General features: G+C 61.2%; 19 protein-coding genes and 1 pseudogene. 13 read left to right on the forward strand and 7 right to left on the reverse strand.

Going from position 1 to position 22582, the window contains the following annotated elements; translation table 11 throughout:
- Nucleotides 1-584 precede the first annotated feature (584 nt).
- On the reverse strand, nucleotides 585-1478 hold the full coding sequence (locus FVQ98_RS16810; RefSeq protein ID WP_187265772.1) for a mechanosensitive ion channel family protein: 894 nt from the start codon (nucleotides 1476-1478) through the stop codon (nucleotides 585-587).
- 92 nt (nucleotides 1479-1570) lie between these two features.
- Nucleotides 1571-1903, reverse strand: a complete 333-nt coding sequence (locus FVQ98_RS16815) for a hypothetical protein (protein WP_147914616.1) — start codon at nucleotides 1901-1903, stop codon at nucleotides 1571-1573.
- A 56-nt stretch (nucleotides 1904-1959) separates the two neighbouring features.
- Here FVQ98_RS16815 and FVQ98_RS16820 point away from each other — a divergent pair, with 56 nt between their 5' ends.
- From FVQ98_RS16820 to FVQ98_RS16850, 7 genes are all read left to right on the forward strand, one after another.
- Nucleotides 1960-2259 carry a DUF5983 family protein gene (locus FVQ98_RS16820; protein ID WP_147914617.1) on the forward strand — a complete coding sequence of 100 codons (300 nt, stop codon included), beginning with the start codon at nucleotides 1960-1962 and terminating at the stop codon, nucleotides 2257-2259.
- Between the two features lie 57 nt (nucleotides 2260-2316).
- Nucleotides 2317-2574, forward strand: a complete 258-nt coding sequence (locus FVQ98_RS16825) for a hypothetical protein (protein ID WP_028603756.1) — start codon at nucleotides 2317-2319, stop codon at nucleotides 2572-2574.
- Nucleotides 2575-2861: 287 nt separating this feature from the next.
- Nucleotides 2862-3596 (forward strand): hypothetical protein, encoded by a 735-nt coding sequence (locus FVQ98_RS16830; RefSeq protein ID WP_147914618.1) that lies wholly within the window; start codon nucleotides 2862-2864, stop codon nucleotides 3594-3596.
- Nucleotides 3597-3700: 104 nt separating this feature from the next.
- Nucleotides 3701-4249, forward strand: coding sequence for a hypothetical protein (locus FVQ98_RS16835; protein ID WP_147914619.1), 549 nt, complete (start codon nucleotides 3701-3703; stop codon nucleotides 4247-4249).
- A 1-nt stretch (nucleotide 4250) separates the two neighbouring features.
- A complete protein-coding gene (locus tag FVQ98_RS16840; protein ID WP_147914620.1) occupies nucleotides 4251-4472 on the forward strand; it encodes a hypothetical protein in 222 nt (73 codons plus the stop codon).
- Nucleotides 4473-4576: 104 nt separating this feature from the next.
- Nucleotides 4577-5515: a hypothetical protein gene (locus FVQ98_RS16845; protein WP_147914621.1), complete on the forward strand. Its 939-nt coding sequence runs from the start codon at nucleotides 4577-4579 to the stop codon at nucleotides 5513-5515.
- A gap of 10 nt (nucleotides 5516-5525) precedes the next feature.
- Nucleotides 5526-7382, forward strand: a complete 1857-nt coding sequence (locus FVQ98_RS16850; RefSeq protein WP_187265773.1) for a type IV secretory system conjugative DNA transfer family protein — start codon at nucleotides 5526-5528, stop codon at nucleotides 7380-7382.
- A gap of 300 nt (nucleotides 7383-7682) precedes the next feature.
- Here FVQ98_RS16850 and FVQ98_RS16855 read toward each other — a convergent pair whose 3' ends face one another.
- The 4 genes and pseudogenes from FVQ98_RS16855 to FVQ98_RS16870 form a co-directional block, all read right to left on the reverse strand.
- The gene (locus FVQ98_RS16855) at nucleotides 7683-9443 is read right to left on the reverse strand and encodes a zinc ribbon domain-containing protein (RefSeq protein WP_147914623.1); all 1761 of its coding nucleotides are present in this window, start codon (nucleotides 9441-9443) and stop codon (nucleotides 7683-7685) included.
- A 15-nt stretch (nucleotides 9444-9458) separates the two neighbouring features.
- Nucleotides 9459-9704 carry a hypothetical protein gene (locus tag FVQ98_RS16860; protein ID WP_147914624.1) on the reverse strand — a complete coding sequence of 82 codons (246 nt, stop codon included), beginning with the start codon at nucleotides 9702-9704 and terminating at the stop codon, nucleotides 9459-9461.
- A gap of 60 nt (nucleotides 9705-9764) precedes the next feature.
- Nucleotides 9765-10046, reverse strand: coding sequence for a hypothetical protein (locus tag FVQ98_RS16865; RefSeq protein WP_147914625.1), 282 nt, complete (start codon nucleotides 10044-10046; stop codon nucleotides 9765-9767).
- A 290-nt stretch (nucleotides 10047-10336) separates the two neighbouring features.
- A pseudogene (locus tag FVQ98_RS16870) lies at nucleotides 10337-12244 on the reverse strand (DNA cytosine methyltransferase).
- 221 nt (nucleotides 12245-12465) lie between these two features.
- Between FVQ98_RS16870 and FVQ98_RS16875 the strand changes: the two are divergent.
- The 4 genes from FVQ98_RS16875 to FVQ98_RS16890 are packed head-to-tail and all read left to right on the forward strand — an operon-like array spanning nucleotide 12466 to nucleotide 20594.
- Nucleotides 12466-14805 (forward strand): ATP-dependent DNA helicase, encoded by a 2340-nt coding sequence (locus tag FVQ98_RS16875; protein WP_147914626.1) that lies wholly within the window; start codon nucleotides 12466-12468, stop codon nucleotides 14803-14805.
- A 2-nt stretch (nucleotides 14806-14807) separates the two neighbouring features.
- Nucleotides 14808-15851, forward strand: coding sequence for a conjugal transfer protein TraF (gene traF, locus FVQ98_RS16880; RefSeq protein WP_147914627.1), 1044 nt, complete (start codon nucleotides 14808-14810; stop codon nucleotides 15849-15851).
- Nucleotides 15852-15870: 19 nt separating this feature from the next.
- Nucleotides 15871-17325 carry a conjugal transfer protein TraH gene (locus FVQ98_RS16885; RefSeq protein WP_147914628.1) on the forward strand — a complete coding sequence of 485 codons (1455 nt, stop codon included), beginning with the start codon at nucleotides 15871-15873 and terminating at the stop codon, nucleotides 17323-17325.
- A gap of 23 nt (nucleotides 17326-17348) precedes the next feature.
- Nucleotides 17349-20594, forward strand: coding sequence for a conjugal transfer protein TraG N-terminal domain-containing protein (locus FVQ98_RS16890; RefSeq protein WP_147914629.1), 3246 nt, complete (start codon nucleotides 17349-17351; stop codon nucleotides 20592-20594).
- A 45-nt stretch (nucleotides 20595-20639) separates the two neighbouring features.
- On the opposite strand, the gene FVQ98_RS16895 is transcribed toward FVQ98_RS16890, so the two are convergent.
- A complete protein-coding gene (locus tag FVQ98_RS16895; RefSeq protein ID WP_147914630.1) occupies nucleotides 20640-20939 on the reverse strand; it encodes a hypothetical protein in 300 nt (99 codons plus the stop codon).
- A 390-nt stretch (nucleotides 20940-21329) separates the two neighbouring features.
- On the opposite strand from FVQ98_RS16895, the gene FVQ98_RS16900 reads away from it, so the two are divergent.
- Together FVQ98_RS16900 and FVQ98_RS16905 are read left to right on the forward strand one after the other, a co-directional pair.
- Nucleotides 21330-22145 carry a lytic transglycosylase domain-containing protein gene (locus tag FVQ98_RS16900; RefSeq protein ID WP_147914631.1) on the forward strand — a complete coding sequence of 272 codons (816 nt, stop codon included), beginning with the start codon at nucleotides 21330-21332 and terminating at the stop codon, nucleotides 22143-22145.
- Nucleotides 22146-22159: 14 nt separating this feature from the next.
- On the forward strand, nucleotides 22160-22576 hold the full coding sequence (locus FVQ98_RS16905) for a hypothetical protein (RefSeq protein WP_147914632.1): 417 nt from the start codon (nucleotides 22160-22162) through the stop codon (nucleotides 22574-22576).
- The last annotated feature ends 6 nt before the right edge of the window (nucleotides 22577-22582 follow it).

Genomic DNA, 22582 nt, shown 5'->3' on the forward strand with positions numbered 1-22582 from the left:
GCTTCGGCACGTCGTCGATGCTTGAACGCCAAGGCCGACAGGTGTCAATAACGGCCTTCGACGGACTATTACCATGCTCGACGCGATGACATTGATCAATGTCTCTACAACGTCGGGGGATACGGATGGCACCAGCGCGGGGTCAACGACGCGATTGGCCAGCGTCGCGACCATGGCCAACGCTGTCGCGAGGACGCCAGCGACGGCTGATGAGAACCACAGTTGCGAACGCTGGTCCCGGAGCCAAAGGAGCCATCGGAACATCGCACAATCATCGCATGGCTGAGCCATTGCGCTGAGTCTGCTCTGAGTGCGGAGATGCCTGGCGCCGCTAAAGCCGACACCTGGACTCGGCCCCGAGTGAGCGGCTGCCCTGATGGGCCCAGCCTTGCGACAATCGCGATCAGGCGTCCATCAGCCGGTAGTCGTAACAGACGAAATCGATGGGGCCGCGGCCACCAAGCTGACAGCGCAACCAGCACGAATTTTCGCATTCCAAGTCCATCTGGATCTTGGGACCGCTGGCGACAGACTTTATCACGACGCAGCCTAGACCCGATGTGTCAGGACGGCGGCGGCTTCCTTCAATCGGACGAGCCTTCCTTCAGAGTTTCCATGGCGCCTACGCTGCGCTCGGCTTGGCTAGGGAAGAGTAGTTGGTACGTCGGGAAAGGGAGGTCGACGCCTGCGCGGACCAAATCATCCTTGATCGCGATAAATGCTTCGTCCTTGGCTGCTACTACGTCTCCGCGCGTGGGGGGACCGACCCAGAACCGGACCTGGAGGTTGACGGAGAAGTCCCCGAGGCCGGTGACGACTGCAGACGGCGCCGGATCGCGCTCAATCGAGGGCAACCGGTCCAGCGCGTCAAGTGCCGCACGCTTGGCTAGTGCCACGTCGTCGCCATAGCCGATGCCCACATCGACGCTAGCGCGTCGCTTGTCCCGCGCCGTGTTGACGATGACACGGTTCGTGTAGAGCTCGCTGTTGGGAATCACGACAAGGCGGTTGTCGTAAGTACGCATCAGCGTTGCGCGCACCTGTATGTCCTCGATTGTTCCCTCGTGGTCCCCGGTGACGATCTGGTCGCCGATGACGAACGGGCGAGTGATCAAGATCAGCAATCCAGCCATCAGGTTCTGGAAGATGTCCTTAAACGCGAAACCGATCGCGACCCCGCCAATACCAAGCGCGCCGAACAGGGCTGCGGCATCGAGGGAAGGCACGACAATTATGAGGGAGACGAACAGTCCCAGCGCCAGTAGTGCCCACTGCGTCAAGCGTGACAGCACGAAGCCAACATTGGCGGGCCGGTTTGTGCGCCGCACCAGGGCCGTGACACCGCGCGCCGCCCAGCGCGACACGAACCAGAACAGTACGAATGAGAACAGAGCCAAGCCGATGCTCGGAATAAGCGCGATCGCGGCCTGCGTCATCGTGCGCAGTGAGGTGAGCGCAGCTTCCATGTTGAGGTTCACTGTTACAGCCTTTCGGAAACGGTTAGGGCAGTACCGACGAAGTCGCCGGGCGAACTAGGAGTGTTTACGGTTCGTGGCACCGATTCTTACGCTCACGCGCTTCCTATCAAATTTTGTGCGGTGGGTACTCGCTCGTTCGAGGTGATGGTTGGCTGATTCCTTACAAGCGCGAACTCGTGCTCAGGGAAATGGTGCGGAAACGCATGTTTGATGTCCACAAGGATGAGCGTGGCATCGCACAGGTGCGGTGCATCGTGGAGCATCCAGGCGGCGGCTTGACCCCTTCCATCGCCGCAGTGAGCGCCGTCTTGAGCTATGACCCTGGCGAAAAGAACCTGCACTTGTGTTCGATCGACCAGCTGCGCCCGCTGTGATCCCCCGAACCCCAAGCCACCCCTGCATCCGCAGGCGGTGGCTTTTTTCATGGCCGCGATCTCCAGGGATGTTCAACCAGGACGCAAGTCCTTCCCAAGGAGCCGCTATGGCCAAAAAACCCAAGACCGCCCGGCGCGTCAAATTTCACCTGTTGGTGCCCGTGATCTCCACGGCGCATGCGCCGTCCGCAGAAGACTTCGACGAGCTGTCGAAGTTGAACATGGTCGCCAAGTATGAGCATGGCGGGTTCGTGTTCATCGGGACCGAAAAGCCACAAAGCATCGTATGGCCTGAATGGATGGATCCGATCGTGGAGTGGTTCCAGTCCGCCTACCCAGGTGAAAACTGGCTTCGTTTCGACTCGGCAGGTGACGAGATCGACGGCTTGTACCTCTACGACTGGTAGTCGCACTTTCTCAACGCCGCTATTTCCAGCGATGTTCAACCCACATGGAGTGATCCCATGGCTTTCGACAAATTGAATCCGAATCAGCGCTCACGCTTTCACGCGATGTTCGAACGCTGGCTGTGCAATGCAACAGATCAGGAGTACCAGGAGTTCGCCAACCTGCGCGAGTTGATCGCGCCTGGCCAAGTGTGCTCTGTGGTCCGAATCGCGCTCACCTGTGTCAGCGACCCGGTCATGATCAATCGTCTGCCGGCGTCGTTGCGTGAAGCACTGCTAGCGGAGAATTGGCCGGTCGGCTACGCTGCCGCTTGAGGTTGCGGAAGTACTCCAACGCTTCTGTGACATCGACTTCTTCGAGAAGCCGCGTCAGCTCTGTTGAAGACAAGAAGTCGTTCCTTCCACCTCGAATGACCGTCAGCGCTGGTCGTGCTCTGCTTTCCATCCTCGGATCGTAGTCTGCGCACGGCCAGCTGTCCACGAACCCCAAACCGCCTGCATCACGCCGGCGGTTTTTTTTTCGCCCTGAGGCAAGGTTTCGGCGTCCTGCCATCTCCCTTCATGTTCAACCGGCGCCACCGCGCCCAACTGGAGATCAGACCATGTACCGTTCCTGGATCATCGACGCCATCTACCTCTACGTTACCGACCAAGCAGGTGCTGGCAATACCTTCACCAAACAGCGCTACTACGTCTACTTTCGCCTCATCGACGTGTGCACCAGCACCTATCGGGTCGTCACGAACCATGGAGTGGGATCGTTCAATGGGCTTGGGACCTGGAGCTTGCCGGAACACCCCGAAGGAGATCAAGAAACCAAGGACTTCATCCTCAGAAAAGCCAACCGACTGCTCGCGACGGGGTACCGCGCGGTGACCTTTCGCCTGAAGGGTTCTAAGCTCGCTGTGAAGGACCCCGAATCAACCGCCAGACGTGAGTGGGTCGTGGCCCCTTTCAGCTTGGCGCTGGGCGGCCCCGGACCTTCAACCGCGCCGTTGGACGCTGAGACAGCCATGCCTGAACCTACGCTCCCACCGCTGGTCAAAACCGTGTGGCTTCGCACCTTTCAGTTAAAGCTCGGGATCATGCACTTCCACACGGTCAGCGGCGACGGCTGGTTGATCCCGTTCAGGGATGATTTTGTAGGTTCTCGGGTGACTAGCCAGATCTTGGTGCCGCGGCCGCCCGCGTTTGAGAAGGGCCTGGCGCTGGCCCGGTGTGAGATCACCCCGGCGGCCGAGGGTAGCTTCGAAGTCGCCGTCCAGGAGCTGCTGGAGTACCACCCGAACGTCTTCGAGCCGGAGCGCTGCAGCGTCAGCCAGTTCCTGACGCCTTGATTCCCCAAGCCACCAGTGCGCAAGCATTGGTGGCTTTTCCCTTTTGTGCGATCTCCTCTCATGTTCAACCGGGCCAGCAATGGCCCTTCAAGAGGAGTGCACACATGCACAACACCATCAAACCTGCGACCACCTTTCATCGGGATACCCCTTTGCGTGTTCGCAAGATCCTGGAGCAAGCGAGGGTCCAAGGCACCGTGCTCCGCCTGTTCTACGGCGATCAGAACGGCAGGGACTGGGGCGAAGAAAACGATGTCTGCGGCTACGTCGGGCGGAGTACTGGAAGCATCCGAGTCCCGCTGCTGCTGGAGCCGTTGCGAGATGACGATGTGCTGATCTCGGCACCCGGCGGCGCCCCAATCCTGGATCACTGCATCGTGCGCATCGTCCACGCGCTGACCGGCCATGAGTTGTGGCGCCGCAGAAACTACCGTGTGCCCATCCTTTACATCAAGTCGGGCAAAGACACCTTCGACGTGGAGCGCCAGGAGCAGGACAAGCCTTGCGAGGCGATTGCCAGGTTTCCGACCTACGAAGCAGCTGCGGGCTACCAGGCCTTCATCCAGGGTTTTACGGCCAGGCCGGACCAGTGGCGCACGCTACGCGAGTACCGGCGCGAGATCGAGCTTGAGCAAGAAGCCGAGGAGGCCTGACATGACCACCGTTCGAGAAAAACCCGTTTGCGCCAGCTGCGGCAGTGACGACGTTGTCTTCGATGGGCCTGTCGCGTGGAGCGTCGAGCTCAACGCCTGGGAATCGTGCGGCCACAGTTACGACAAGTCGATGCACTGCAACGGCTGTGATGAAGACGGCGGACGGCCCAACTGGATTCCAGTGCCCACCTCGCCCGAGACCGCATCGCCGGCAAGTAGCTGAACCAACAGGGAGCCATCTTCGGATGGCTCTCTTTTTTTGCCCAAAAAGCGTGCAACGCTACAATGTTTGCAATTACAACGGCAGAAACCAATGGACTCTGAAAAATGGACACTCGCATTGATTCTGGTGGTGGGGGCGATATTTCTGGTGCTGGCAATCCCTCTGTTGCGGTCGACGATTGGGACGATCCTTGGGCCAGCAGTGAAAGAGTTCTCCAGGATGCTGGTCTTTTCCCTGGTCTGGTGCATAAAGACACTCTTGATGAGTCACTTGATATTGTTTCGCGCTTTGCTAACGCCCAAAGATCTGCTCTTCCCGTCACTGAGCAACCAGCTAAAAAAAGAGGAAAACCAAAAGCGGGAGAGGTGAGGGCGCCGACCGCCAAGGCACCGAAGGCGGGCCCGCGCGCCTATGAGCTGTTCGACGAGGGTCCCGAGCGCGACGCATTCCTGCTGGTCTACGGGCACGCGTACAACCTGCTGCAGCACGATGATGTCGATGCGCGCCACGCGGCTATGCACTTCTTCTACGATGCGGCCGACGAAGACCGCCTGACGTTCCAAGACGCCATCGAGGTAATCGGCGGCGGCACCACGGTGCGCGGCGACGTGATCCGCCTGCGTTTCATGTACGAGTTCTGGTTGCGCTGGTACAAGCCGCCGGTGATGGGGTTTGAAGCCAGCCCGGTTCCTGACTTCATCGAGGCCAAGGCCTGCATGGTGGGCGGCATCGAAGCAGGCATCCTCGCCGGCGAGATCTGGTACCAGCCAGGCATCAGCTTGACCGAGGCGATGGCCAAGACCGCCGACATTTGCGACCGCACCTCCGGCGACGTGCCCTCGGCCGCGAGGATGAAAGAGGCGATCGATGCGCTCATCGCCGACAGCTACATGGTCAGCACACGCCCATCGAGCGACGGCTCTCCCTCCAGCGACCTCTGGTTGACCGGGACCAATCCCCTTCTGCTGACCGAGCAGGGCAGGTTGGCCAGCCGCGGCACCCATGTTTGGACCAGCTTCTTCGGCAATTCAACGTCTCGGTGAAGGGTCCAGCATGAGCGAGAAGAGCGTGATTGAGCGGTACTTGAACCGCACACCGGATCGCAAGAGGCTGCTCAAATCGGTGTACGAGATGAAGATCGGCGGCCCGATGGAAACAGGCGCGCTGCTGGCTCTCGGTACTGGCGCGCTGTCGCTCGCGCCTCCCATCGTGCAGTACACCGGCATCCTTCCGGCCGCCATCTTGAGCGGCCTGGGCGCCACGGTGATCGGGCGCCAGTTCACGCGCTTGCTGAACAAGGACTTCTTGCTGAACAGCCGCGCCACGGTCGAGTCGTCAAAGCCACCGATCGCACCTGGCTCAGACGCACCCGGACTGCTCATTGGCTACACCTCAGACAAGGGTCTGCCGGTGATGATCCCCGACCCTAACCTGTTTCGGCACATGTGGATCATGGGCCAGTCGGGTATGGGTAAAACCGTCGCCGGTTCGCAGATGATGTTCCAGCAGATCCAGCGCGGTGGCGGCGTGCTGTTCGTCGACGGCAAGCTCGACATCGACAACATCGAATCGCTCTACCAGTTCGCGAAGTGGGCCGGCCGCGGCCACGAGTTCTGGGTCATCAACCCCGGCCAGGCCGAGTTCAGCAACACCTACAACCCGATCCTGTACGGTGACCCTGACGAGGTGGCAGCGCGCATCCTGTCGATGATCCCGTCCACCGAAGGATCCGCCGGCTCGGACTTCTACAAACAGTCCTCCAACGAAGCGCTGGTCATTTTCCTGAGCGCGCTCAAGCGCGCGCGCCTGGCCTACAACTTCAGCGACCTGGCCGTGCTGATGACCAATGCGCTCAGCATGGAGGAGCTGGTTCAAAAGGTGGAGGCGGCCGCGCCGGACTGCGCCGAGCTTCGCAACCTCAACCTCTTCCTCGATCGCTACCGCGTGCCTCTGAACGACACGCGCAACCCTCTCGCTGGTCAGATCAACATGACCAAGATGAAGGATGTCCTGGGCGGCCTGGCAGGGCGGATGTTCACGTTCGGGAACGGCAGCTTCGGCACCGTGCTCAACGACTACGATCCAGAGGTCAAGATCTACGACGCCATTCGCGGCAACCAGATCATCTACGTGGCGCTGCCGACGCTGGGCAAAGACGTTGCGGCCAACAACTTCGGCAAGATCCTGATGGGCGACGTGCGCACCAGCTTGAGCTGGCTGCAGCGCAACAAGCAAGACCGCCCGACGATCCCATCCATGATGTTCCTGGACGAGGCGGCGAGCTACGTCACCGAATCATGGGCCGTCGTGTTCGAGCAGGCGCGCTCCGCCGGCGTGTTCCTGCTGCCCGCGATCCAGACCGACTCAGGGTTCTCCGCCGTCAGCGACGATTTCGCGGAGCGGGTGATCGGCAACACGACCACCAAGATGTACTTCCGGGTCGGCACCACACAGGCGGCTGAGAAGGCCTCCGAGCTCATCGGCAAGACCCGCCGGGTCGCACGCACCCAAACCACCAACACCAGCTCTTCGACTTCGAGTCAGTACGTGCAGATCAGCCCGCAGCGAATGGGCGGAGAAGGCATCTCCGGCGGCATCAGCGAGCGCGAGGAAGAAGTGCCGCTAGTGGAGCCGGACGTGCTCACCAGCCTGGCAATCGGCGAGGCCATCCTGCAGTACGAGGGCAACAAGATCTACGACATCGTCGTGCCCATCGTCGGCCTTTCGAAGGAGTGCCGCGCCAAGCTGGGTCCGCTGCAGCTCAACCACAAGCGCAAGGTCAAAACGCCTGGCTTGAACCTGGTCGGCCGGTGGCAGGACTTCGTGTCGACGCCCGTGAAGACGCGCGTTGGCAAGCGCAAAGACAAAGAAAAGAACGTCGACGAGTTCGGCTACGAAAACACGCCATAAGGTCGGCGCGCATACATGATGAGCATGTTGGTTCCCTGCCCCGCATCGTCCATGAGAGCTCCCGTTCGGTTTATTGCCCAACCGACAGGGTCTGAAACAGGTTTTGCTCGGCTTTGCAACCATGCTCCCGTTCGGTTTATTGCCCAACCGACAGGGTCCTAAAACAAGATCAGCTTGAAAACTGGTTTGATTCGGTTTATTGCCCAACCGACAGGGACCTAAAACCGATCGAAACGGGGGCTCAGCGAGCTGAAGGTTCGGTTTACCGCCCAACCGACAGGGACCTAAAACAGGAGTTTTCTAAGCATTTGATTCTAGGGCTCTTTTCAGGCAAATGAGGGCGGAGTTTTCGTCTTGGTCGTGGACGGTATGGCATGAGTAGCACACAAACATCAGGTCGGCGATCGGCCCACCTTGCCGATGGCCGCATTGGGAACACTCCAGTGTCGTGTCTTTCGGATCCACCAGCACAAGTTCGCGTTGCTCGCGCTTCGCAGCCTGGACGATGGCCGCGCGCAGCAGGGCAGGCGATGCGATGACGCGGTTCGCTCGTGCCGCGGCGTGAAGCGGGCTTTCAGTGCTTCCGTCTTCCGACACAAGGCGAGCCAACTCGGCAAACGCTGTGTTCTTTAGCGCAAGAAAACCGCATTCGGCAACCAGCCTGGCGGCCGCGTTGCGGAACAGGTGATTGCGGCGCTCGACGGCCCTGCGGCGCGTGCCGTAGGTGGCCACCGTCAATCGTCGGGCGCGGCGTCCCCACGCTGCCATTGCGTTGTTGACGGCTTCGCCCAGCACTGGCTGCTCAGCATGTGCTCTAACGATCGAGAGCATCAGGCTCGCGTAGGGCTGCCGAGCTCGCTTGGCCTTCTGGACGAGCACCCGCAGCCACTCGTCCTTAGACATCGCGCCCAGCACATCCTCAGTGAAGAGCGGGCCATGGGCCAGCCAAAAGTCGTTCGCAATACGGTCCAGTTCGCCTCGAAGCTCTGCGGCGTGATGAAACTTGCCTACTAGATCGGAGGGTAGGGTGATGTGCTCCTTGGCGCCGTCACCACCAACGACGGTGGCCACCCGCAGCAGTTGGCTGCGGGCATCGTCGCCGACTGAGTGCACGTCTGGGGATCGCACCATTCGGAACCCAAAGTCCACGCCAACGGCGCGCGCGGGAAGAGGCTTGTCGATAGGATCCGCATCGGCATCCACAAACATGAAGAGCATGAACCACTTCCCGCGCCCCGCGTGGTTCTCACGCTTGACGACGACCGTCTTGAGCGGGGTATTGAGCAGTAGCTCGGCTCCGGCATGGATGGTCACCAAAAATGTCGCGATCGGCGCTGTCCTGTCCTCACCAGCCTTGCCCACCCGCATGTCCACAGCCACGATGCGCTTCTTGCTGCGCGTTGCCTGCAGACCACCAAGCTCATCCAAGGTCGGTTCGCGAACTTTGAGCATGCTGGTAGGCGGGGGAGCCGACAGCAGAATTCCATTGTTGAAACGCACCCCAATCCGGCCTTCCCCTTCAAAGCGTTTGAAGCGCAGTGTGCCGTTGGTCTTGAGCGCACGCACGCGGGCCACGTCGTAAGCGGCTAGGACAAGCTCAGAGTGAGCCCACCAAAGTTCCGCCTCTTTCGCCGCCGCCTTCACGGCCGCGCGCCGGCCTTCTTCAAGTTGTTGAAGGCCTGGCGCCGCTGCTTCTTTGGCGCGGGCGCGGCATGCCTTCATGCCCACGCGCAATTCCTTGAGCCTGGCGGCCAGTGTCTTGATCGCGGCCGCGAAATCGGGGGCGTTGTCGAGTGCCTTCGTCCGCTTGGCTGCGCGGGCGCGGTTTCGAGCGATTCGGACTTCTTCCAGCTGCTCTTCGACGGTTTGGTGCTCTTTGGTGATAGCTGCCAATTCAGCATCGCTGCCCGCGACGATCTGGCGATAGGCTTCTGTGTTGGCTCGCTCGATTTCAACCAGCTTGTTCCACAGCCGATTCTGTTGCCGCATCGACTGCAAGATGGTCGATTCAGAGTCGCCGAGAAGGCGAGCGCCGAGTTTGCGGATGGTGATCTGTTTCATGGCTCTGGGCCCGAGTCAGCCCTTCCGTGCGCCAGGTATTTTTCTTTCCGGCTTGTGCCCTTTGCGCTCATTCAGCAGCCACGCACAGGCCAATTCGATCCCGGCGCTCAGCCGTCCACCACCCAGCTCTAGCAAGGCCTCGTACAGCGGTGTGGTTAAAGAAACGGACTTCTTCACCACGGGTCGATCGCCGTCCTTGAAGGGGCGGCCGGTACGGTCGTGCTGCTTCAATGGGGGGCGGTCAGTGTCCGGCGTCGTCATAGCTTGCCAATCCTAGCGCGTCGTCGGCTATGTACCTGCCGGCCATCCTGTTGCCGACCCTCATTGAGGGTGTGAAACCACCTCAGCCAAAAAGCAGTCCGCGGGTGCATCTGGCCACTCTCGGCGAATGAGGTCGAAGTCCCCATGAGCCCAGCACCGCAGAAACTCCATCGGCTCCTGCCTCCTGCCGTCGTTCAACATGTACGTGATCACAGCCATGAAAGAGGCATCTCCGCCGCTCATGCCGTAGCCTCGCGCCGAATCCACAATGGCGGAAATCCGTGCCAAGGCATCGCCCGGCTTCGATTCGCAGATCTGTCGAATCTCATTCAGTGCATCCATCTCAATCTCCTGTTTTCATCTTGATGATGATCGACTGGCTATGCGCATCCGGCACTTGCTGGAAAGCTGCATCAGTTTGCACCGTTTGCCGACTGGCGCTTCGTGCTGGTTTTCGCGATTGACCAGCTCAGCTCGCCCCAGGTGTGCATGCAGTACTGGCAGTCCCTAAAGATGCCGCGTGGCGTCACATACCACTGCTTGACCCCTTTCTTGCCGCACTCTGGACAGGTGAGTCGCTTAGGCTTTGGAACCCCATAGCCTTGGCCTTTACGGACGCCCATGGAACCCCCTCATGCAGCGACGCGTTCGCGCTGCTGATAGTCGCTGTAGTTGGCTTCGATGATCTGGCGCAACGGCACTGGCGAAACGCTGTTGCCACACATGCGGATCTGGGCCGTCTTTGTCAGCAGCCGGCCGGTTGACGTTCGGTCGATGACATAGCTCGCCGGGAAGTCTTGGGCGTTGTAGAGCTCTCGCGGGAGCAGCATGCGCAGCCAGATGTCGACGATCACCCAAGGTTCGCCGCGCAGCCACACGGTCACCAGGGCCAGTCGGTCTCGGGTGGTGATGGTTGTGGCCGGATCGTTGAGATCTGACCACTGACCGCCGCTGCCGTGATAGCGCATAAGGAATGCAGCGCACCGCAAAGCATCGCGCTCATCCTCTTCGCTCAAGTCGCCGTAGTCGATCGCCGACTGTGGACTTTCATCGTTGGCCACGGCTTGCAGATGGGCTTCGATCAGCTGCTGCTGACTGCCTGACGTGGTGACCACGGACATGCTCTCGAAGAGGTCGCGCGCCGGCGTGGCGTTGAAGCCGCCATTGGCTTGCACCATGAAGGCAGTGGCGACGCGGTGGCCGCCGCTGCCCGTGGCAGTGACGGTCCCGATCGGGCCCGCCACATCATTGGCGCCATAGCTGCGCCGCTCTTTGCCTGATGCTCCCTCGCCGTGCCCGGCCTGAACCAGGCAGGCGGTGGCCAGGCCGTGCTTGCGGCCGCCGGCGACGACAGTTCCAAGCGGCCGGTCGATGTCCAGAGCCCGCGGTGCCTGGCCATGTCGCTCGCCATAGCCCAGCTGGACCAGGGTAGCGGCCGAGACGGCCACTTCACCGCCTTTGGCCGTGGTGATGGTTCGCAACGGCTCCTGAGGGTCCCATGCCGTGTCACGAGAGTGGGTGACCGGGATCAGCGCGGGGGTGACCAGCATCAGTTCGCCCCGGTTGGCGCCCGTGACGGTGGCCAGCGGCTCGGTGACCGGACGGGTGCGGTGGCTTGAGCATTGGTGCGTTGCGGGAACGATAAACGGGTTGGGGTTGCGCAAGACTTATTTGTCTATTCCGTAGGCAATGCGTCTCAAAGACGCATCGGCCAACGGCTTGGGGCGGTCAAAAATGCTCCGGCCTGGCACGGACCAGTCGATGCAATCGGAGGCAGGGCGGTGTCGTTGAAGGCCCTTGGTGGGCTTCTTAGCGTGCGTGGGCGCCGGCCAGACGATCGGCTGGCCATCACAGCGCGCCAGCACATACAGGCGGGTGCGCGTGCTGTGCGCGCCCAGGTCCGCGTTGCAGATGGTTCGCCACTCGACCACGTAGCCCATGTCCTCCAGGCCTTTGACGAACCGGCGCCACTGCGAGCCGCTGTCACGCGGATCGGGCACCAGGTATTGGCGGTGGCGCGGGACGTATTCGCCAGGGTCGGCCACCCGAAAACTGCGTCGGCGCGTCACCGGATCAACGATCTCATCCAGCGTCACGACGCGGCCGGTCGCCTTGTCGCGCTTGGCGACGAGCCTGGCCCAGCTGGTCTGGCGCGGGACGTTCTCGACGCTGATGAGCGTGGGCCGTGTCTTTCCCGCCCAGCGATGCACCACCCATGCCAGGGAACGAATGGCCTGTTTGCGCGGCTGACCCCCCTTCGCCTGACTGTGGTCGGTGCAGTCCGGAGAAGCGTGCAGCAGGCCTACCGGGCGGCCGCCCGTGGCCTCCAGGGGACACACGTCCCAAACGTCCGTGCACAGATGGCGCGTTTGAGGGTGGTTGACCTCGTGCATGGCGATGGCGTCCGCATCGTGGTTGATCGCGATGTCGACATGGCGGCCCAGCGCTTGCTCGATGCCCGTGCTGGCGCCGCCGCCGCCGGCGAACAAGTCAACGATGAGGGTTGCCCCGAGGGAGAGGATGAGTTGAGGTGTCAGCATGTGTTTAGTCGTACCAAAGTCATCGGGACTTTAGTAGCACCAAACTAACAAGGCAAGCACTTTTTGAAGGATTTACACCACCACCGCCATTTCGCGCGCGCGAACACCTGATTTGCGGGGAATAACCCAGTTCTCGTGAATGGAGCGCAACCTATAATTGCAAAACCTAGACGATAATTGCAAACATTAGAGCGCGCAAAGCGCTTCACGCCCGCAGATAAATGTTGCAGAACGCTCCAGACCGCCAATCAACGCTGCCAGGCCTGCAGGCCTCGGCCGCTGCCGTCTCCGTTGCGGCCGAATTGCTGTCGTTGAACGTGCTGTCCTCAGGTTGGGGGCGCGCCACGGTGGCGCCGATAGACGGATCTGCACAGCTGTCGTTGATCGGCAACGCCCTCGCGGACCTCACCGTAGGACATACCTACGAATTCGTTGGCGTCCTGAAGAACCACGCCACATACGGACCGCAGCTCGACGTGCAGTCCGCACTCAACTTTGTGCCGAGTGACCCGATTGAGATTCGCAAGCTGCTCATAAGGTGTTTCAAAAACGTGGGCGATGCGAATGCGCGCAAGCTGGTGGCCCTGCACCAAGAACGCAAGACCCTTGCCACGCTGCGCGATCAGCTGATTCGCAACCCCTATCAGATCGATTTCACGGAGGTCACCTCGCTCCTTGTGGAGTTCACGGCCGTCAACGATGTTCCTGCGATGGTCGAACGCCTCTTCGCGCTGCATCTTCTTGGCATCGAACGGATGAGTCCCCGTGTCGTCAAGAGTTTGGCGACACGGTACACGTCGGTTCCGCAGCCTGAGCACGGCTCGCTGCTCGACCCGATTCAGCAGGCCTGGGACCACTTCGCTGCCAATCCCTATGCGCCGGTGCGGGACACCGAGGGCTACGGCTTCCCCACTGCGGATGCGATCGCACGCACCCTCAAGATCGCAAGTGACAGCGCCTACCGCCTGGCAGCGCTGACCACTTACGCGCTCGACGAAGGCTGCGCGCGAGAGGGCAACACCTATCTGCGCAAGCGCGAGCTCGCACAGGCTATTTCACTGGTCGACCCCCGTGTAACCGTCGACCAAGCCGTGGCCGCGGCTTTGGCGTCCGGCGAACCCATTCACTTGGAGACTTCGAGCGCCGGCGAGCAGCGCTACTACCCTACCCCGCTGTTTCTCGCCGAGAAAAGAGTTGCCGCGTCCCTGGCAGCTCGCATGCGCGTCTGCCCGCCCATGCTGGATTTGTCCAGAGATGAGCTCGGAAGGCTGATCCGCGACGCAGAAAAAGGCATGGGGTTCAGCCTGGACCCCAGTCAGCAGCAAGCTGTTCTGGCCATCCTGTCCAGCACACGCACCGTGCACACGGTGACGGCCGGGCCAGGCTGCGGCAAGACAGCGATCATGGAAGTGGTGGTGCAGGTGCTGGCCGCGCGCAATACGCGCTCAACCGACTATGGGTTCGCCGCGCCCACGGGCAAAGCGGCCAAGGTACTGGGCGCGCGGATCGCGCGAATCAACGCCACGGCGCGCACCATCCACGCCACGCTGGGAGTCAACGAGGACGGGTTCGAGCACAACGCGAACAATCTGCTGGGCTTCAAGGTGCTGGTCATCGACGAGTCCTCGATGCTGGATCTGCTGCTGCTGGATGCGTTGCTGCAAGCAACGCCAATGGACACTCACCTGGTGCTGCTGGGTGATACGCAGCAGCTGCCGTCTGTGAGTCCTGGCAACTGCTTGGCCGACCTCCTCAGCCTCCCCTTCGACCATCACCGCCTGTCGAAGGTGCATCGCAACCAAGGCGGCATCCTGGAGGTCGTCAACCGCGCCGCTGTCGGCGAGTCGGACACCGCCAACCGCGAGGACGTTCGATTCATCCCGGAGCTGCCGGAGGCAACCGAACAAACAGTCGATGCGGTCATTACCTACTACGCCAAAGCAGCCGAAGGACTGGAGGGCGGCCTGGCCAGCGTGTGCCTGTTGGTTGCTCGCCGCAAGGGCAAATCGGACACGCCGGGTTGGAACACCACTTACCTCAATCAGCGGCTGCGCGAGCGCTTCAATCCAGACGGCTTGAAGGTGCCAGGTGCGCCGCTTCGTGTAGGCGATCGGATCATCATCCGCAAGAACATCTTGATCCGCATTCCCGAGGAGAAGGGGGACAAGTTTCGCCAGGTTGTCAACGGTGACACCGGCAGCATCGAACGCGTGGCCACGCGCTCTGACACGGGGCGCCTTGAGCACCTGGTCCTCGCTCTCGACGACGGGACCCGCGTCCCTTTTCCAGCAGAGCACCTGGCCAATTTGGATCTGGCCTACGCCATGACCGTGCACTCCGCGCAGGGCAGTGAGTACAGGCGCGTCGTCTTCCTGTGCATCAACGGCTCGCCGAGCTTCGTGCACCGCGGCATCGTTTTCACAGCGTACTCAAGGGCCCGTGCTCACCTCACCGTGATCGGTAACCCCTCGGTGCTGGCCAACATCCTCCGCCGTCCGCAACCCGCTCGACTGAGTGGGTTGGTGGAGCGCGTCACGGCACTCCAACTCATTTCGAATTGACCATGGCCCACACAAAGATCGCGTCCAAGTTCTGGCCCAGTCTGGGCGCCCGACTGGCGGCCGGTGGGCTCTGCCTGGCCGCGGCCGCCGGCGCCATTGCGCAAGTGTTGTCGAACGAATCGCAGTACGTGAACAAGAACCGCAACACAGGCTGGTTCTTCTACCGCGACCAGAACCCGCCGCCACCGCCCAAGCCTGCGCAGGTGGCTTCGCAGCCAACGTCCGTGGTCTTCGCGCCCAACCCGGCACCAGCGGCTTCTTCGATCCTCGTGCCCGCCAAGCTGGCCAACCCATTCAGCGTGTCATGGCTGAAGGAGAAGCTGCCCATCCTGCACGAGAACGCCATCAACAACCCCAGCGATGAGAACGTGCGCGCCTACAAGTACGCCGAACGGTTGATGCTGGACATGGCCACGAACTATGGCAACGCCGTCGAACGCGTTGTGGCAGCTGACCCGATGCTCAACGAAGAGGCGCGCTTCCCAATCGCTGCGGCCGCACGCGCGTCGGCACTGTTCCAGGTGGATGCTGCGCGCAAGGAGATCCTGAAGACCATCGCGCCCAAGACGGGCATCTGGTTCGTGTTCGATTCGACGTGCAGCTTCTGCCACACGCAGTACGACACCCTGCAGGACATGGTCAAGGAATACAACTGGCCCATCCGCTACATCTCGGTTGACGGCAAGCCGCTCAAAGGGATGACCACTTTCTGGCCGGATCCGCGCGGTGAGCGCTCCAAGACTCTCGGTGTGCAGATCACACCCGCGATTTTGCTGGTCAGTCCGCCGCGCAACGTGACGATCGTCGCGCACGGCGCGCTCGCACGCGCAGCCCTGGAAAAGAAGATCGTCACCGCGGCCATCTCCATGAACATCGCACCGCCCGAGTTGGTCGATGTGGCCCGCATGCAGGAGCGCGGGATTCTCACCCCCGCCGACATCACCAAGCTGCAAACACAGAAGGCCGACACAAGCGACCCACGTCAGCTTGTGGAGATCATGAATTCGGCCATCTACGGTACCTACGACACCGCCACAAAACGCTGAACAAAGGAAGGCCCGCACCATGAAAACGCTGTCACACACATCCCGCCGCCTGCGCAAGGCCATCACCCCATTGGCGCTTGCTGCAGCTTGCGTCACCGCACCTGTCTGGTCGGCCACGGACTCGATGGATGCGATGTGGAACTACACCCGACCGGCCATGGGGGGGCCTAGCGGCTCGATTGGTGGCTACCTCGGCGGTCTGCAGGTGCGCGTGCCGGTGCGCAACTTCAACCTGCTGAGCGTCGATGCACCGCGTTTCCATGCTGGCTGCTCCGGCATCGACTTGTACCTGGGATCCTTCAGCATGATGTCTGCGGAGGCCTTGTCCGGGGTGCTGCGCTCGATCATCGCGAGTGCTGGGGGGTATGCCGTGCAGATGGCGATCGAAGCGATCTGCCCGCCTTGCGCGAACTACGTCTCGAAGTTCCAGACGCTCATGAGTCAGCTCAACAGCGGCGCAATGAACACCTGCCAGATCGGCAAGACCATCGCCCTGGGTGCCGCAGCGAACCTCTTCAACGATGAAGAGAAGGCACAGAAGTACGAGCAGGAGGCAGCGGTCACTACCAACTCGGTGAACGACATCTACGAGGCCATGACCCGCGTCTTCACCAGTCCGAACGCCAACCGTGGTGCCGCACAAGACAAATCCACCGCCTACGGCAACAGTCTGGTCAACTCACTGGCCACCAGCGGCGCAGCCGAAGGCCTGGATGAGGCCCTGCTGGGCGGACAGCAGAACGCGATCGAGCTGATGATGAACCTGTTCGGCTTCGCAGTGACGCCCACCACCGATCAAGGTGGCTCTGGATCGAACCCGCGCGAGGACAAGGTCTACCAGCCGCTTCTCAGCTACAACGACCTGAAGAACGGTCGCTCGGGCGACGAAGGTGCGCAAAAGATCAACGCCTGCGCGAGCTCGCTGCTCAGCTTCGGCTCGAACGACTGCCAGCACATCGAGCCCAAGTCGTTCACCTTCAACGGCATCAAGCGCGGCATCGTGCGCCAGCTCGCGGGCGAGCAAGCGGGCGATGGTCTGACCATCAATGAGATCAAAGGCGGCTCGATCCTGGCCATTACCGGCACGCAGAACAAGACGGGCGACGTAGCCCTCAACGACGTGCAGCAACGCCTGATGGCGGTGGTCCCCAGCGCCCTGCGGCCGCTCTGGAACATCGCTGGCTCCGACACCGTGACCGGCATGGACGCCGCGAACAAGATCGCTGACGTGCTGGCCGATGTCGTTGCGTCGCAGCAGCTTGAAGCGCTGGTCCGCACCATGCGGATGGCACACCGGCCCGGTAGCGTGGGAGACAAAAAGATGGCGCCCTTGTCGGAGGCCCAGGAGCGGGCAATTCTGGAGCGCCAGAACGAGATGCGTGCCGCCGGCGCCACGGGCGCGGCCCTGGATGCGCGGATCGCCAACCTGGTGTCCGCTTTCATCCTGGCTCAGCGCAACGACCAGCCGACCTGATCTAGCCCTATAGGACAACCCTCATGGCCTACAAACACCGCCTATTGCTCGGCGCAGCAGCTGCGCTCGGTGCAGGATCGGCACTCGCCGCTGGCCCAGTACCCACCACGATTCATGGTGACTCGCACCTCACCACCATCTACACCTTGGGCGACTACAAGGTGTTGGCTTCAGCTTTCAACGCTGTGGCCAGCTTCTTCAATGGAGGCGGTGCCATAGGGGACTCCTTCATGGGCCAGCTGCTGCTGCTGGCCTCCATGGTCAGTCTGTTCTTCTTCATCGCCATGGGGGTCGGGCGCATGAAGATGGGCTTCTCTGCCTGGTTCCTCACCCTGGTGTTCGGCATGGTCCTGTTCATGCCAAGAACCACCGTGTACACCGCCTCCTACTTCGACGTGAACGGCGGCAGCGCCGGCGGCGCAACGCCCTTCGAAGCGGTTGACAACGTACCTGTTGGCATCGCCTACCCGCTCGGCATCACCTCCTTCGTTTTCAAGGAGCTGACCATGCGCTACGACACCTGGTCAACCACGCCAGGTGGCTCGGCCGACGACGGCGGCTTCGCGGAAAAAGGACTGGAGGGCTACTTCTCGCCGCTCAAGACCATGCTGCGGGTGCAGAAGCTCGCACTTCCCCCAGTCATCCTCCAGAACATCCGCACGATCTCCACATGCGATGGCATTGAGGGACGCATGGCCATGGTGAACGAAGGTGGTCTCAACGGCGCGCTGAACATGCTCGACCAAGGACCAGGCGTCTCTGGCAGTGTACGGATCAAGGTCAAGACGGCCGATGGCTACAAGAACTTTGATGTGCCCTGCGCGACCGCGCTGCGCACGGTCTTTGCTCAGATGCAGGCATTCGTCGTCAACGAAGCTGCCACGATGTCTTCTCCGATGGCCAGATCCATTGTCACGAGCAGTGGCATGGGCGAAGCAATGGGCATCAACAAAGGTGCCACTGAGCGGGCCAAGCAGATTCAGAAAGAGCTGGACGGGGTCGTGAGCCAGTTGCTGGAGTTGACTGGAGCAAGCTCGTCAACGAGCACAGCGAAAACCGAGCAAGATCTCGAAACCATCATGACCGGCGCAAACGGGAACCCTGCCCAGATGGCCCGCGCGTTCGAAAACCAAACAGCTGTTACGGCCGCCAACACCATGGCGAACGCCGTGTTTTCGCGGGTCATGGCCGCCTGTGGCACACGAAATTCATCGGAGTGCAACCAAGCCACCTACAGCTCTTCCGAAGCGATTGCTCGGGGCGCCGTGAACGCGGCCGGGGAAGCCAGCGTGTTCAGCGCCTTCATGTCGCACGCCATGAACGCCCTGCTCTACATCTACGTCATCCTGTCGCCGATCATCCTGATGGTGGGTGTGATCATGGGTGTCGCCGGCCTCAAGATCTGGGGCGCGTACCTGCTTTTCGCAGCGTGGATCAACAGCTGGCTCCCCACTGCGGGTGCCATCAGCGCGTACATGCTGCACAACTACACCAACCAGGTCGAACGCATCGCAGCTGCTGCGCAGTCGGATGCACTGACATCCGGTGGAGCCTTCAAGATCCCGTCCCTACTGTTGCCGGGTGGGCTCAACGACTTCATCTTCTCCACCACGAACATGCTGGCGTCGGCCAGCACGCTGCTCTCGATGGTGCCGATGATCACGCTCGCCATCATCAGCGGATCAATCTACGGCCTGGTGGGTGTCGCACAGCGCATGAACATGCCTGACAACTTCAACGAGGACCGGCTGGCGCCCAAGTTGGACAGTTCCGATGCCATCGGATCGTCCAATGACATTAAGACAACTGGGCGCATTGCCGCCGCAGGCGAGGACGCTGTCGCCGCGACTCAGGGCGCAGCAGCTGCTGCGGACAACTCGATCGACTTTAAATACAGCTCGGCTGAGCAGCAGCAGCAAGCCACGCAGCTGGCACAGCAGGTGTCGGCTGCCAAAGAGCACGCTGAAGCCGAGGTCAATGCGTTCGCCAAAGCCACCGGATCCCAGTTCCAAAGCATGAGCGGAAAAATGGTCACGCTCAGGCACGACGACGGGACTACGAGAACGTATGATTTTTCGAAGGCCGATCAGGTTGTTGATGCAGCTCAGAACGGCCATTCGAAGACCGCGAACGCACAACTTGGTGCCCAGGTTGGAGGGGAAATTGGTGCCGGCGGCAAGCTAGGACCTCTGGGCGCTAAGGGGAGCATGGGCGCCTCTGGGGGCAATAGTTTGGGCGAAGGAAGAGCTAACACAGCAACTCGAACCACCACTGGATCGAGCGGCAGCTCGAACTCAGACGGCGGAAGTACGGGCACCACAGTCACGACAGCTGACACTTCCGGCTACTCCAGTGCGTCGATCAGCAGTGCAATTCGCACGCTTACCTCGTCTACGTCGGACACCAGCAAGTACATGACGGCTCTGCAGAAGCAGGAAGCATTCACTCACCAGATTTCTTCCTCATTCGGGATGGACGCCAGGACAAGCCTCAGTGGCGCTGACGCACAACGCGCAGTTGCCTATGGCGCGGCACATGGTGAGTTGGGAGCGGCCATCAATGCCGCATCCAGCATCAGCCCAGAGCTGGGCGCGTCGCTTCGTGAGTCGCAGAACAATCCCAGTTCTTTCACGCAAAAACTGTTTGGTGCATACCAAACAGGCGCGGATGGATCCGCCAACCGCGCTGCGGCCTCAGCCGCCATTTCCGAGGTTGCAAAGATCGGCGGGAGTCATGAGTCTTCTGTCGCTGGAAAGTGGGAGACAGTCCAGAAGGCGGCATCGCAGAACGCGGGCCTCTATGGCGCGCATTCTGCGATGGACAAGATGGCGGGCCAAACGCCGTTCGAGAGCTCGGCGGCCGCCGTTGCGCCCGCGGCAGACCTCAAGGCTCAGCACGTCAACACCAACCAACCGGGCGGCAGCGCGGCTAACAATCCCGCGCCAAGGGGCGGCGGCGGCGGGCGTTCACCTGCTGCTGCAGGCACCCATTGGGCGCCCACTGGCGGCAACCAGAGCATGCAGTCACTACTGGATCGCGGCAATGCTGCGGTTTCCCAAGAACGAGGTGCCCAGGCCATGCGAGCCGCGAGCACAGCAAGTCAGCAGTTTTCCAACCCGGTTCCTGTACCAGATGCTCCGCAAGCGGTCCAAGTCTTTGACAAAGGCGGCGTTGCCGGTCGTGCGGCAGACGGCGCCGTTCGCCAGGTTCAAGGTGCGTTCAACGGAGCAGCCGAATCGATCCGTCAATTCACGAAGCCCAAAAAGTAATAGCCAGCGAAGCTGGCTATTGAGTGAGGCTAGCGAAGGCTAGCTTCACATCTGGGTGGGATAACCGAGATTGAGGTCCACAGGACTGTGTCGAGGCATTTCACCCAGCACTGCTAAGCGCTGATGATCAGGCACAGCATCGTTGGAGATGTGGCGATACTGGTATTCATCCCCGTGCCGATATGCGATCGGCTTATCAAACAGCTCATCCAGGTCGTTGCACGCCCTCTGGCCACGAGCGCGCCGGCCCACAACGCCCGCATCCTGGATCACGTTCATACGCACCAGGCGGTCATAGGTTCCGTTTCCGATCAAAAACCGGAGAAGCATTCTTTTGGCGTTCATGGCAGACCTCACTCAAGATCCAGGACAGCTAGGACGCGCTCTCCTGGTTTTTCTACTGGCACTCGTCATTGTCCTCGCGGTTCTTCGACTCGTCGCCTCGTTCCTCATGAATCTCTACCTCGACCTGAGGGAGAGACGCTGGCAGCTCCGATCAAAGCGTTCGGGTGCGTCCTCGCAGGAGCTGCAGCTTGGCACCGACATCTTCCGAGCCCTCGGCCGCTTGAGGCCGGATGAACTCGAAGAATGCAAAGGCATGTCGAAGGATGAACTTATCGCATACCTGGACGGGAAGTTCAAGAATGCGAAGCGCCCGAGTCGTGTAATCAAGTCAGATTAATAGATCAAGCGTCGCTCATATCATACAATCTTTGCAATCACGCAATTGCAAGTATGTTGACTACCGTGCGCCGCCTGGCTTTGCTGCCCGTTGCTTTTTTGGTCCATCAAGCTGCCTCCGCAGATGTGACCTACGTTGACCGTTGTCTTTCCGGCAAAGTCGATCGCCCCGCGTGCAAGTCCATGATCGAGAACTTCTGGCGGTACAACGAACACCTGGAGAACGCGGCCAGAGCCAAGGGATTGGATCCTTCGCTCATCAAGGCAATGGCAGCTGTGGAGTCCAGATTCAAAGCCAATGCAGTCTCGCCAAAGGGCGCGACCGGCTTGCTCCAGATCATGCCCGCCACCGGCACCCAGTTGGGGGTACATCCATCCAACCTCGCCGTGCCTGGTGCCAACGCCATGGCCGGCGCTCAGTACGTGCGGGACATGTACTTCCGCTTCCGAGACTGGAAGCTGACGATCGCGGCATACAACGCGGGTCCTGGCGCGGTTGCGAAGTACGGGAATCAAATCCCGCCGTACCCCGAGACCCAGTCCTATGTGACCCAGGTCCTCACGCTCTACGCCCGGTTCAAGCATTCGGAGCAGCTGCATTCAAAAGCGTCCGTGCCCGTGGCATTGCCGCCAGCGCCCGCGGGTGCACCTCTACCTCAACTGGTGAACACGTCGGTCCACCTGGTCAAGGCTGTGACCACCGCGCCGACGGCTGCTCCTCAGATGCCGACAGCGCAGCTTTCCGCGCCGCATCAGCGCGCCGTCGCACCGCATCAGACGGCCGTGAAGGCGCCCGGATCCCACCCAATAAAGGTCAATCGATTTCAGCAGTCTGTCACCCACGTCGGTCGGTTTCAGTACCTGCAGTAGCCAAAGGACATGGCATGAACGCTATTCAAGGATTCTTCGCCGCACTGCTCGTGATCTGGGCCTTCCTGATCGTGGCGCCGCAGGAGAACGAAATTCGCGCCCGCAACATGTGCGCGCCGTTCGAGGTCATCGTGCGTGTGTTCGGTGCATCGACCAAAGCCATCGACGAGTCCACGGGCGAGTCCATCAGCAAGCACACCTCCACCAATGTGGGGTCCAGCTGCCGTTCGCGCATCGCGCCTTCCATTTTGGCTTCGGTAGGTCTGTGGCAGGGCGATACCAGTGTCGGAGCGGCGCCGGCACAGGGAGCGCCGATGCCGGCCGGATCGGCGGCCGCATCCGGTGCTCCGGGTGCGTCCGCACCTGCCGCGCCTCCTAAACCCGCCAGGCCCATCGTGCCGCCCGGCATGAGTCAACCCGACGCGCTTTAAGGAGCC

Source organism: Ottowia flava (assembly GCF_008017535.1).
GTDB lineage: Bacteria > Pseudomonadota > Gammaproteobacteria > Burkholderiales > Burkholderiaceae_C > Ottowia > Ottowia flava.